Below are 12,936 nucleotides of genomic sequence, written 5' to 3'. Positions count from 1 at the left end.
CCTCTAAGTCCAGCCTCTAACTGTATATCCCATATAAATAATTATCTCTCGGACAAGGAACGGGATTTGGGTACTCCAGCTCTGATACGCGGTCGTTTGTGTAGGAGATGGTACGGCGTCCATGCCAAGTTCAGCTGCCATTTTCATGGAACGTTTCATATGCAGGGGGTCGCTGACAATAGTGTAGGTACGGTAACCTTCCCTCTCGCCTATTTTCAGCGCATATACCAGATTCTCTTGGGTGATTACCGACTTTTCCTCCACCTGAATGTGCTCCGGTTTCACGCCTTGCGTAAGAGCATATTGGCGTCCGACCAAAGCTTCAGCAGGAATACCTTCTTGACTGGAGCCCCCTGTTAAAATGAGGTTACGAACTGTGCCTGCTCTATATAACCTTATAGCTTGTTCAATTCGTTCACGGAATACCGGCGAGGGAATATCCCCTTGCACCGCTGCACCCAACACAATCGCTGCATCAGATGTTCTTGGTGAACTTGCATGCATGTACGAGAGGATGCTTGCAGCTGTGATCCCTGCCCAGATGAGAATACATAAGAGCAACGATGCCAACCCCATAACTACACTGCGTTTTGTGATACCTTTACAACTACGTTTTAATTGAATGTTTGTCACTCAAGATTCCTCATCTGGCCTGCGTTCCTGAAATCTCGCCGCATGCATTCGTTCCAAAGCAGCCCATGCTGCCGCAGACTCATCCTTTAATCCCAATGCTGCCATCCAGGTACCTATATATTGCTGGAGTACGAGCTCCAGTTCCTGTGCACGTTCTTTAAAATCTTGGAATTCCTTAATCATACGTGTGCGACCTTCCGGACTGAAGGTTTCATGAATGCGCTCTTTGAAATAATGATGCACGATCCGATTTCGTTGCTGCCATAATTCATTCAGACTGCTTATTTCTTCTTCGGAAAACGTAAAATGATGCCGTGCTTCATGAATAAGTTGTCCCAGTGAACTACTCATTTTCCGCTCGTACAGCTCCTCCAGTTCCTCCTCAGTTACTACCTTGCCTTGTGACATTTTAGTTAACAAAATAAGATTAACCAGTTGCTGTTCAAGCGCCTGTCCATAATATACGGCCAAGCCGTAATAGGCAAACAATTCCTTGGAGTGTTCGCTGTCCAGCATGAAATCATTCTGGAAATCCGTGTTATGCATATGCGAGCGCTCCTTTCAATCCGTGCACCTTGGCTGTTTATTATGTCTATATCGTAACCAAACTGCAAACAACATTCAAGTTGCCGGAAAAGCCAGCGCCTAACTTCGGATTCCCTCCTGTTTTCGTAATCTGAACCTAGATCACATCTGCTCGGGAGCGCGTACGCCCAATAAAGACAAGTTGTACGCCAGACGTTTGGCGGTGTGCTCGGCCAGTTTCACCCGAAAAGCTTTGACATCTGACGGTGCATCGGCAATCCGTTCAGCATGATAAAACCGGTTAAAGGCTTGGGCAACGTCAATCGTGTATTTAGCAATCACCGATGGTTCGTTGCGAAGCACTGCTTTTTCAAGATAAGATGAATACTCATTAAGCAATTTCAGCAACGCCCAAGAGGTATCGCCGACAATTGCAACAGGAGGGTTGTTCGTCCGGTCCGTGTCCAAGTCCGTTTTTTGTTCTTCACTTGACACAGTAGCAGCTTTGGCAAGCACACTTTGAATCCGGGCATGAGTATATTGCACATAAGGGCCGGTCTCCCCTTCAAAACTTACCGCGTCCTCCAGCGAAAAATCAATGTCATTCATGCGATTGTTGCGCAGATCACCAAAAATAATCGCCCCTACACCAACGGCTTCGGCTACCTGCTCAGCCTGCTCCAGATTCGGATTTTTTTCCTGAATAATTTGCAAGGCACGAGCGACAGCTTCATCCAGCACTTCCTGTAAGAAGACAACCTTCCCCCGGCGTGTGGACATCTTCCGCCCCTCGAAACGCATCAGGCCAAACGGAATGTGCTCACAATGGTCTGCCCAGTCATAACCCATCTTGGACAATACCGTAAATACTTGACGGAAGTGAAGCCTCTGCTCCCCGCCAACAACGTACAACAACCGATCGGCCTGCATCACACCATGACGATAGATCGCTGTTGCCAAATCCCGGGTTGGGTAGATTGTGGTTCCATCTTTTTTAATGATCAGACATGGTGGCATGTTCTCTTCATCCAGCCGTACAACGAGAGCACCGTCACTTTCCTCCAGTAGTCCTTTGGCTTGAAGTTCCTCCACAACCGCACCCATCTTGTCATTATAAAAGCTCTCACCGAGCGTATGGTCAAAATCCACATTCAAGCGTTCATACATCCGGTTAAACTCCTGCATACTCACGTTTACGAAGAAAGTCCATAGACGCTTCGCTTCTTCATCCCCCTGCTCCAGCTTACGGAACCATTCCCGTGCTTCGGTCTCCAGAGAAGGATCTTTCTCTGCTTCATCATGAAAACGAACATATAGTTCGAGAGAATTACGAATCGGGTCTGCTTGTAGCATCTCTTCATTTCCCCACCGCTTATATGCCGTGATTTGCTTGCCAAACTGGGTCCCCCAATCTCCTAGGTGATTCACACTTATCGAGGTATAACCCGCTTCGTTATATAAACGATACAACGCTGCACCAATAACAGTGGAACGCAAATGCCCAATACCAAAAGGTTTCGCGATGTTAGGTGAGGACATATCAATGACAACACGCGCTCCTTGCCCAAGCTGCAGTTTACCAAAAGTCTCGTTACCCACTTCTTCGAGCAATCGGGGTGCCAAGACATTTCGGTCAAAACGAATATTCACATAAGGACCCGCAGCTGCAGCATCCATACCATCGGTCTGCAATGCAACGGCAATTTCTCCAGCAATAACGACAGGTGCCTTTCTTAGCGACTTCGCTAACGTAAAACAGGGGAATGCAACATCTCCCATCTCCTCCTGCGGTGGGACTTCCAATAATCCCAATACTTCTTCTGGCGTGAGCCCCGTTAACGGGGCAATCTGAGTTGCAGCCTGATTCATTAACACATCGAGCACTCCTTCTCTGCATAAACTATGCCTAAAATAAACGCAAAAAAACTCTCGTCTCTTTAAAAAGAGACGAGAGCTGTGTTTACAGTTCCCGCGGTACCACTCTAAGTGAACAGTCACCTTCATTACAGCAAACTGCAAGTCAGGTTAAACCGATCCGCTCGGTGCAAATAACGGTTGCATGCCGGATTGCCCTCAAATCCATATATAACGAACGCCAAATGGCGCTTATACATGACTTCGGATAACCATCTCACGGGTGCGCTTCACACAGTTCATCACATACCGGCTTACACCTGTCCCGGCTCGCTGCCATGGCCTGAATCTGGGCTACTCTCCCGATCACGGATATTGCTGTTTCGATCATTTCAAATCATTATACATATTATGGTATAGATTAGCAACCCCGTTATTTAATATTGATAACCGAAGACCGTTCAGGCAACCGCAGCCATTAAACGGCAAGCCTCAGCACATCTACGGCAAGCTTCAGCGCAAGCCTGACAATGATCATGATCATGTTTCCCACATTCTGCTGCGCAGGCTTCGCATGCTTTGACACACAGTTCACAGATTTCACCGATGAAATCACTTCCACGTGTCATCGCTTGCGCTGCAAATGCACAAATATCAGCACATTCCCGGTTCAAACGAATACAGTCACGGAGCATCGCCAAATCATATTCTTTCAAACTTGATATGTAACATACATTGCAAGCATTCATGCACTCCAGGCAAGCATCGATACATTGTTGGTATTGTTGTTGTGTCATTTAAAGTTACCTCCCAGGCAAAGTTTGCTATGCTTCTTAATACCCACCAGGGAGGAACTTTGAACCATTATCCTAGTCTTGTTTTACCGCTTCCAATTCCAGCAATTGTTCGCGGATGGCAGTTTGATCAAAATGCTCACCGATAAACACAGCTACATTCGGCACATCACCTTGAGGTGTAATTTTCATGTAATCTGATTCACGATAGGCATACTGGAACCAGAACCGGCTTGCGGTATCGCTAAACGAAAGGATTCCCTTGGCCCGATATACGTCACGCGGCAAGCTAGCCACAAACTGTTCGAATGCTTCGCTGTTCACAGGTTGCCTGAAATAATGTGTGTATACCATGACATGTTCATGTGATGTATGTGGCTTGACAGAATGCTCGTGTTGGTCGCTTGAATGATTGCTACCACGTTGATCCGTGTGCTCATGTCCATGATTGCAACCGTGAGTACGGCAAGCATCTGTATGCACATGAGTCTCGCCTGCATTTTCCGATGCATCGCCTGCTATATTGGATTGGTGAATGTGGACGTCGGCACCACTATGAAGCAATTGTTCGATAGACACTTCACATTTGACCGTTGGGATCACGGGAGCAAAGCCATTCCATTTATTCAGAAGCTCTTCCAAATCCTGCAGTTGCTGCTCTTGAACCCGGTCGGTTTTATTCAAAAGCAACACCGAAGCGCAACGAATCTGTTCTTGCATCAATTTGAAGGTTTTTCCCTTTTGCTCCTGATACAGACCTGACAGATGTGCCGCATCCACTACGGTGATCAAACTTTTCAACTCCAAACGCATATATAGAGATGTTTCCGTCACCGCATCCAAAATTTCCATCGGATTCGCTGCACCCGTTGCCTCGATTACGATAACATCGGGTGACTCTTCTTGAACGAGGTCTGCCAGCTGCAGTCCAAGATCTCCTCGTACAGTACAGCAAATGCATCCGCCCAACATTTCTGTCATGGGCACTTCCTCATCTACGATCTGACCATCCAGATTCACTTCACCGAGTTCATTCATCACCACAGCCGGCCGCAGACCCTTCTGTTTCCAGTATTCTATGAGCTTAACAAGCAATGTCGTTTTACCGCTACCTAAAAAACCGGACAAAATATATACAGGAATACTTGGTTTTTGTTCATTGAAGATACTCATCATTTACACACCTCTCTGCCCATCTCTATCCTTAGTCTGACTCTATTAAGCGAGTGTACACTATCCTTCAATTGTTGTGCAATATGCCTGTTCTGTTGACGAAAACTTCATTGCCTGATTAACATGAATAGTCTATGCTATGAGGACATGTTTATTTGAGGAGGATTTCAATGACCAATTCAGTTGAACAGCACCGTCAGGAAGCTCCGCAAACGGTCGCCTGCATGGTTGTTACCGTTTCGGACACACGTACCAAAGAAACGGACATGAGCGGTCAACTCATGCATGAGTTATTACACCAAGCTGGATATCAGGTTGTGGAGTATATCATTACACCTGACGAGACAGAACGGATTCAGACGATTCTGCAAGATGCTGTTGTGCGGGATGATATCGAGGCTGTACTGTTAAGCGGGGGTACCGGTATTGCTCCAAGGGATACTACATATGAGGCAGTATCTTCCCTTCTGGACAAAGAACTGCCGGGCTTTGGTGAAATATTCCGTTACTTAAGTTATTCCGAAGATATTGGTTCAGCAGCTATTCTCAGCCGGGCAGTTGCCGGAACTATCGGGCGTACAGCTGTATTTTCAATGCCAGGCTCTCGCGGAGCCGTTAAACTTGCCATGGAACGCATTATTTTGCCTGAACTGCGCCATGTCATGCGCGAAATATATAAACCCGTCTGAATCATTCAGACGGGTTTGTTATCTCACTTGGACAGCTTGTATGTCACTGCTCTTTTATTTGTTGCAATACATCTTCAAATACTTGCAGGACGTCCTGAGCATACACATCTTTCTCTCCACCGGAAGCCGTATAAACCAATGATACATGCCCTTTGCTACGAATCGTCGTTCTGCCCATTACATTCTCCAGAACGGCATTTCCTTTAGGTTCCCCATACATTTCTTCCATTCGTGCTGCACGGATTTTCGCGTCACGATAAATGTGTACTTTCACGATATGTCTTGCACTACCATTCAATAAATACATATATGACATGCCGCCATTAGCATCATCCTCGAACATATTGTTCATCAGCTTAATACGTTTGGCAGCAAAACCGCTTGTCATTTCTCTCGCTAACGTACCGTTTAAGCCATGACCTTGTTGCTTGGCTCTGAAATTCCCTTCTGTTGTTGCTTCCCCTGTATAGAGCTTACGTTCCTGCTCAATAGATGAGGATGTGCAAGCCGTTAGAGATACTACGCTCAGGATTACCAAGCCACTTAACATCAAAAATCGTTTTACATTCCGCCCCATCAGGTTCGGATTTTTCTCCTTTAACAGCATGTCTATCCTTCCTTTCCATGAGTCACAGTATTTGTGACTCTTTCAGGTAGAATTAGCATGGCTAGGAGATACACATTTTATTCCAAGTAAGCATTATTCAGAGGAGACACGTACAACGGTACGCCCAACTGCACCACCCTGTAGTATGTTCTCTAATGTATGCGGCAATTGATCAAGTGTAATTTCCCGAACTCCCAGCGAAAGAGCACGGTCTGGCTTCCATTCACCGCCCAGCTTGTTCCAGATCCGTTCTCTACGTTCCATAGGACAATACACCGAATCAATGCCGATCAACTGGATGCCACGCAAAATGAATGGAAAGACCGTTGATTCAAATCCGTTGCCCCCAGTTAACCCGGATACAGCAACTGCTCCACCATACTGTACCTGTTTCAACCGCTCCGCCAGTGCCGGCCCCGCTGTAGGATCAACTACACCTGCCCACTTTTGTTTGCCCATTGCTCCCCCGACTGGAGCATCAGCCTCCTCGCGTGAAATGACTTCGGAGGCTCCCAAGCTGCGAAGCAGTTCCTCTTCTTGTTGCTTCTTACCCGTGCTTGCCGTCACTTCAAAACCAAGCTTCACAAGGATAGCTATTGCCATACTACCAACGCCTCCCGTGGCGCCAGTAACGAGAACTTTGCCCATTTCTGGCGCTACTCCCGCTTGTAACAAGGCGTCTACCGAGAGTCCGGCGGTGAACCCTGCCGTTCCAATAGCCATCGCTTCTTTTTCACTCAGCCCTTGCGGGAGAGGCACTAACCACTCACTACGAAGACGAGCATATTCACTATATCCCCCGTAATGGGAGACCCCGGGTTCAAATCCCGTACTAATGACCCGATCCCCAGGTGCAAAACGACCACTCACGGATTCATCTACCGTCCCGGCCATATCGATTCCAGGCACCATTGGATAATTCCGTATGACACCCCCTTTTTCAAGAGACGCTAATCCGTCCTTATAATTCACACTGGAATAGTGTACCTGTACGGTCACATCCCCGTTAGGAAGGTCTTCTTTTTTCAACTGCTCAAGATTGGCTGTAACCCCCTTTTGATCATCTTTGCGTATTACATAAGCCTGAAATTGTTCTTTCATTAGTCTCATCTCCTTATTTTCGTTCCGTAAGCAAATATAATAATGGCCCTGCAAGCGGCAGTAATCCTGCCCACGCCCAGTTTGTTGTTCGTCCGTTCACTCTGGCATCGTGATAGATAGCATACGTGGACAGCAACGTCAGTACTACGAAATCAATCGTCATGATATGTACAAACGAGGATTGATAAAAAGCATTCACGAAGCGATCGGGATTGCCCTCGATCAACGCATAAAGTGCTGTTCCTAGTGTTAGTAATAACAGGATCAGATGTGTCAGCTTATGCGAAACCAGTCGCGAAACACCTCGCTTCGACTGTTTAACAAATGGTACTGGATCATGTATGCCTGTTCGGGATGGTGCAATCAACGCGAAATAGGGCAATAATGCAAATGCTCCAAGCCCAAAAGAAAACAAGACAAACGGCCATGCTGGTATCCGTTGTCCCTTCGAAGCTGTGACTGATTTTCGAAGTAAAATACATGCATACACAGCCGGGAAAATGCCTAGCCATGAGAACACCGTCAATAGCCATGGCTCCTTGCTCTGCAATGTAAGTAATTCTTTGAATATCGGATCATTCGCGGGGGAGTTCCCCGGCGCCATAAAGAGCGCATAAGCTATAAATGCAACCCATAGTAGTCCAAGCATGTATCTCATTAGCCACCCCTCCTCTACCTTTCATCCCCTGCTGACATCAATTTGAAACAGAGCTGATTTTCATTCCAGATCACCAGTTTTTCTAAGGTGCCCCTTCCTGTCGAAGTCACTTTCGGAATGTGGCGGCATTTGGCGTTTCCTGCGCTTTCCCGAGAAATAATGATTCGATTTTACTTGGGACAATGCCTGGGAAAGGTGATGCAATGGATGGGGTGGGATGGGATGCTGTGCAAAAGTCGCTTCACAATTATTGCTTATTCAGACAGTGTACATCTTCCTCCAGCATACTTCTATGAAACTGCACACATGTTAATTGAGAATCATCATATCATCACATCAAAAAGGCATAAGCCGGTAATCCCTACCGGTTATGCCTTCCTGACTCTCACACACAGCTACGATATTACTCTTCCGTTGATTTCACATGCTCAGCAATCAACTTTTGCTTCATATTCCATGCGGCCGGGCTGATGTTTACGCGGTAAATTTCCGGGTTCAGCTTCCGTTGGTACTCCGGCCAGAAAAGGTTCAACTGCTCCTTATGGTACGCGCGTATTTCATCGAGCGTAGGCAACTCGTACACTTTACGTCCATTCACAAATATCGGCTCCAGCATGTTAACCGCTTCATAACGGGTTACCGTTTTTTTCAGATAAGGATGTAGCGGGTTGAACAGCTTGAGCGGTCCTCCCTGCAGCGGTTGCTCCTCATCCGGATAGCAGATATAATCCGCAATAGCTTTGCCATGCTTCGGATCAATGATGCGGAAGACTTCTTTTTTACCCGGTGTCGACACCTTCTCGGGATTGGCCGATATTTTAAGCGTTGGCAACATTTCTCCGTTCACTTCACGCTCTACCAGCTTGTAGACACCTCCCAAAGAAGGCTGATCCGATGCGGTAATCAACTGTGTGCCGACACCCCATGTGTCGATCCGTGCACCTTGAGCTTTCAAGTTAAAGATCGTATTCTCATCGAGATCATTCGAAGCTACGATTTTCACATAGTCCAGTCCGGCTTCATCCAACATCTGACGGGCCTGAATCGAAAGATAGGCAAGGTCGCCGCTATCCAGACGAATGGCATTCATCTTTTTGCCTTGACTCTCCAGCCATTTGGCTGTTTTGATTGCATGAGGTACGCCGCTATTCAGCGTATCAAACGTATCCACGAGTAGCGTCACCTGATCCGGTAGCACTCTTGCATACGCATCAAACGCCTCCTGCTCCGTCATAAAGCTTTGCACCCATGAATGTGCGTGTGTACCTGCTGTCGGAATGCCAAACTGTTCACCAGCCAGCATATTGGACGTCGCATGAAAACCGGCAACATATGAAGCACGCGCACCCCAAATCGCAGCATCCGCTTCTTGTGCACGGCGTGTTCCGAATTCAAGCAATGTATCTTGCTGCGCCACCTGTTTAATACGAGATGCTTTCGTTGCAATCAGTGTCTGATAATTCATGAAGTTAAGGATTGCCGTTTCCACCAGCTGTGTCTCCATAATAGAGCCTTCAACCCGAATGAGCGGTTCGTCAGGAAAAACAATTGCACCTTCCTTCATGGAATGAATCGTTCCCTGGAAAGAGAACTGAAGCAATTCCTCCAGAAAGACCGGATCATAGTTCTCTGGTTGTTTGGATAAAAACTTGATGTCCTCCATCGTGAAGCGAAGCTGGCTAATATAATTCACAATACGTTCCAGTCCGGCAAATACGGCATAACCGTTACCAAAAGGAAGCTTACGGAAGTAGGCTTCAAATACCGCCTTCCGTTTGTGTGTACCATTCACCCAGTGCGCATACATCATGTTGATCTGATATTTATCCGTATGTAAAGCCAGGCTTGTTGTCTGCATTTGTCTCATCCTCTCTGACTTCCGCTCGTTTCTCAGATCCATTTCTGAAAATACGGGCTTAAAGCTGATTACACCGCAATGTTCGGTGGCGAATCAGGCCAAAATCGTTTCACTTGCCTTAACCACCTGTGCCCCCATACTGGAACGAAAGTGCCCAAGCGCCCATTCATGCCCAGCAGGGTTAAAACTGGCTACAGCATCCTCATAGATCGTAATATGGAATCCTTTGTTATAAGCATCCACAGCAGTATGTAATACACATATATCTGTACATACCCCGATTAGCGCAATATCTGTTATGCCTCGTTCACGCAGCTTCAGTTCCAGATCCGTTCCGCAGAACGCGCTATATCTCGTTTTATCCATCCAGCGGATTTCACTCGCGTGCTTCTCCATTACCTCGGCAAGACGACCGTATAACTGTCTTCCCTCTGTGTCACGAATGTTATGAGGCGGGAAAAGTACCGTTTCCGGATGATAAGGATCATTTTTTTCATGCAAATCTACCGCCATGATCACTTCATCTTTATTATGGAGATACGCCTCGGTAATCGCCGCTACCGTTTCCTGAATTTCAACGGCCGGCTGACCCACAGGCAATGCTCCCGTGACAAAATCTTTTGTAAAATCAATAACAATCAATGCTTTCATCGTCCACACTCCCTTGGTTTGAATATGGTTGAATGCATCATACGCTTTTACGTATAGATCGATAAACGAGGTACTAGTTCGGTGAATCGATACAGCTGTGCCGGACGTTGGGAGTACTGATTGGAGCTGACCAGATTGCCCTCATCGTCACGCACTTCCTCGACAATCCCTTTACGGCTGCGTGTTGATGTTATTTTACGAATAAAGTTAGGCTCTTCGAAATCGGGCACAACACTCTGGATGACCTGATATAATTCACTTAACGTGAAATCACGCGGCAGAAACTGTCTTGCAATCGTTGTCTCCAGCATCTGCTGCTGGATTCGTCTGTAAGCATCCTCGATGATCGTTCTGTGATCAAAAGCGAGTTCCAGTTCTTCCAGTGCCTCCTGGATCGTAAACAACCCAACATCTTCCGCATCATCTGCTGCCTGCCTGTGTTCCAGCATCCATTCCTCTACAAGTGCAAAGAAGGCATGAGAGATAATCCAACCTCTGGGGTCACGTCCGGGCTGACTGTAAACGTTCAGATATTCGAGATGTCCGCCGTCTACACCGGTCTCCTCCATCAATTCGCGCTTCGCGGCACCGTAAATGGACTCATTCTCTTGGCAAAAGCCACCTGGCAATGCCCACCTTCCGGCAAACGGCCAGCCCTTGCGTTTAATTAACATAACCTTTAACTCCCGAATCGGGAGGGTTTTCGTTACCGTTTTGCGCTCCCGCTTCGTCAAGGTGAACATGACGATATCTGCAGGAACCCCGTCGGGGGTACGATATTTTTTGGAACTATAATTACGTGCTTCCAGTTCATCGTTTGCTGATTCAGTGTTAACGTGTTTGTTGTTTTCGCTCATGGGCACCACCGACTATATTCATTTTGATAATCTCATTATGACATAATAATAACTTTTGTCAACCGTGGATACCGCTTTTCCTATTCAGACTCTCGATTTTGCCACCCGGAACGTTGCTGTAGACATACATCCCAGTGTTCCTGAGGCATCGCGAACCTCTGATTGGGTCGTGATGCTACGCCCAGCTTGGTGCAACACGGTTGACGTTACGATTAATTCGCCCTGACTCATCGGCGCCAGAAAATGTACATTGAGGTTAGTCGTGACACAACGATCCACCTCCATGGCTGCTGTTGCGACCATGCCCATCGCCTGATCCATCAATGAGGTCAACACACCACCATGAATAATGCCCATGGAGTTGGTATGATTCTCTCCTGCTGTCAGCGCAATTTGGACTTCTTGTTTGTTGCCCTTGATGTACCGGCAACCGAGAAATCCCCAGAATCGGCCATCGCCGTCTTCCACCATTTTGTCCAAAATACTCATGTTTCATTTCTCCTTCTATTCCACACGTTGTTTAACTCACTCTAGATGTCTTTTTCGTTGCTTCATTCGGAGTTCATTGATCTCCATGATGTCAAAAAAGGCGCGGACTGCGTCCGCACCCTTCCGTTCATTTAACCGCAGCTGGTTGGAGGTGAATCCGTTCCAGCTTCGACATTGACTTTCTCGGATACTGTATCCCGAATCACCGAGATGACCAATTGAAGCAGATAATTGATGTCACTTTGACTCTGCTGGAATTCGGTTACTAGCGGAATGCTGTCCAGTTCGTTTTGCAAGTCATCAATTTCCTGTTCAATTTTGCTAACCATCGCACTGTTGTTGAAGCTTTCAAAAGCAACGATTTCTTTTTGTTTTTTCTTAATCGTTGCGATCAATTGCTGAATGCGCTCATGATCTCGGATTTTGGCTTCTGCCTGTTGAAACTGTCTTACTTCTTCGCTCGTTCCGAGCATATCTGCCAGTTCTTTGGCCTTTCCCATAATGTCGTCGCGTATGATCAGATTGCGCGTATCGTAGGTTGGCATTCCATAATGGTTGTACTGCACTTCTTCCTGCGCCACTGTAATCGCTCCATTCGTATGAGATGATATAAGATGAGACTGCGGTTAAACACTGTTTGGACATCGGCTTCGGTGGCCGCTACGGGTACGGATCGTTCTTTCGATCGCTGTTATCTCCGGATTTTTTTCGATCCCCTTCTCAAAGGGAAAAATCCGGTGATAAAGGCGAACGCTTCGCTTCTTCAGAATCGATTCCTACCCCTCCGCTACCTCAAGCCAATGTCCAAATCTTATATTGAACCTGAAAATCTCATCTTGTTAGGTGAGTTTTTGTAATAGTGAGGCTTGAGTGGCCGCTCCGGGTTCGGATCGTTCTTTCGATCGCTGTTATCTCCGGATTTTTTTCGATCCCCTTCTCAAAGGGGAAAATCCGGAGATAAAGGCGAACGCTTTGCTTCTTCAGAATCGATTCCTACCCCTCCGCTACCTCAAGCCAATGTCCAAATCTTATATTGAACCTGAAAAT

General features: G+C 46.8%; 14 protein-coding genes. 1 reads left to right on the top strand and 13 read right to left on the bottom strand.

Going from position 1 to position 12,936, the window contains the following annotated elements:
* Nucleotides 1-3: 3 nt before the first annotated feature.
* The 5 genes from FS818_RS04150 to FS818_RS04130 all read right to left on the bottom strand — a co-directional run bounded on the left by FS818_RS04150 (nt 4) and on the right by FS818_RS04130 (nt 4,979).
* Nucleotides 4-633: a YdcF family protein gene (locus FS818_RS04150; RefSeq protein ID WP_260989777.1), complete on the bottom strand. Its 630-nt coding sequence runs from the start codon at nt 631-633 to the stop codon at nt 4-6.
* Complete coding sequence (locus tag FS818_RS04145) at nt 634-1,179, bottom strand: hypothetical protein (RefSeq protein WP_145329881.1); 546 nt, start codon at nt 1,177-1,179, stop codon at nt 634-636.
* 141 nt (nt 1,180-1,320) lie between these two features.
* Nucleotides 1,321-3,033, bottom strand: coding sequence for an arginine--tRNA ligase (gene argS / locus FS818_RS04140; RefSeq protein WP_397351711.1), 1,713 nt, complete (start codon nt 3,031-3,033; stop codon nt 1,321-1,323).
* A gap of 440 nt (nt 3,034-3,473) precedes the next feature.
* Complete coding sequence (locus tag FS818_RS04135; protein WP_145329879.1) at nt 3,474-3,809, bottom strand: four-helix bundle copper-binding protein; 336 nt, start codon at nt 3,807-3,809, stop codon at nt 3,474-3,476.
* A gap of 72 nt (nt 3,810-3,881) precedes the next feature.
* Nucleotides 3,882-4,979 (bottom strand): CobW family GTP-binding protein, encoded by a 1,098-nt coding sequence (locus FS818_RS04130; protein ID WP_145329877.1) that lies wholly within the window; start codon nt 4,977-4,979, stop codon nt 3,882-3,884.
* A gap of 170 nt (nt 4,980-5,149) precedes the next feature.
* Between FS818_RS04130 and FS818_RS04125 the strand changes: the two genes are divergently transcribed.
* Nucleotides 5,150-5,668 carry a MogA/MoaB family molybdenum cofactor biosynthesis protein gene (locus tag FS818_RS04125; protein WP_397351710.1) on the top strand — a complete coding sequence of 173 codons (519 nt, stop codon included), beginning with the start codon at nt 5,150-5,152 and terminating at the stop codon, nt 5,666-5,668.
* Nucleotides 5,669-5,711: 43 nt separating this feature from the next.
* Here FS818_RS04125 and FS818_RS04120 read toward each other — a convergent pair whose 3' ends face one another.
* From FS818_RS04120 to FS818_RS04085, 8 genes are all read right to left on the bottom strand, one after another.
* Nucleotides 5,712-6,275 carry a hypothetical protein gene (locus FS818_RS04120; protein WP_145329875.1) on the bottom strand — a complete coding sequence of 188 codons (564 nt, stop codon included), beginning with the start codon at nt 6,273-6,275 and terminating at the stop codon, nt 5,712-5,714.
* A gap of 93 nt (nt 6,276-6,368) precedes the next feature.
* Nucleotides 6,369-7,376, bottom strand: coding sequence for an oxidoreductase (locus tag FS818_RS04115; RefSeq protein WP_145329873.1), 1,008 nt, complete (start codon nt 7,374-7,376; stop codon nt 6,369-6,371).
* A 13-nt stretch (nt 7,377-7,389) separates the two neighbouring features.
* On the bottom strand, nt 7,390-8,034 hold the full coding sequence (locus FS818_RS04110; protein WP_145329871.1) for a hypothetical protein: 645 nt from the start codon (nt 8,032-8,034) through the stop codon (nt 7,390-7,392).
* A 403-nt stretch (nt 8,035-8,437) separates the two neighbouring features.
* Complete coding sequence (locus FS818_RS04105) at nt 8,438-9,892, bottom strand: nicotinate phosphoribosyltransferase (protein WP_145329869.1); 1,455 nt, start codon at nt 9,890-9,892, stop codon at nt 8,438-8,440.
* A gap of 93 nt (nt 9,893-9,985) precedes the next feature.
* Nucleotides 9,986-10,543, bottom strand: coding sequence for a cysteine hydrolase family protein (locus tag FS818_RS04100; RefSeq protein ID WP_145329867.1), 558 nt, complete (start codon nt 10,541-10,543; stop codon nt 9,986-9,988).
* Between the two features lie 47 nt (nt 10,544-10,590).
* Nucleotides 10,591-11,400 (bottom strand): NUDIX hydrolase, encoded by an 810-nt coding sequence (locus tag FS818_RS04095; RefSeq protein ID WP_090921102.1) that lies wholly within the window; start codon nt 11,398-11,400, stop codon nt 10,591-10,593.
* A gap of 84 nt (nt 11,401-11,484) precedes the next feature.
* The gene (locus FS818_RS04090) at nt 11,485-11,889 is read right to left on the bottom strand and encodes a PaaI family thioesterase (protein ID WP_145329865.1); all 405 of its coding nucleotides are present in this window, start codon (nt 11,887-11,889) and stop codon (nt 11,485-11,487) included.
* A gap of 131 nt (nt 11,890-12,020) precedes the next feature.
* Nucleotides 12,021-12,434, bottom strand: a complete 414-nt coding sequence (locus tag FS818_RS04085; protein ID WP_090921137.1) for a YlbF/YmcA family competence regulator — start codon at nt 12,432-12,434, stop codon at nt 12,021-12,023.
* Nucleotides 12,435-12,936: the final 502 nt, after the last annotated feature.

It is taken from the genome of Paenibacillus xylanexedens (assembly GCF_007680605.1).
Classification (GTDB): domain Bacteria; phylum Bacillota; class Bacilli; order Paenibacillales; family Paenibacillaceae; genus Paenibacillus; species Paenibacillus xylanexedens_B.
This window is presented reverse-complemented; position numbering and strand designations above follow the sequence as displayed.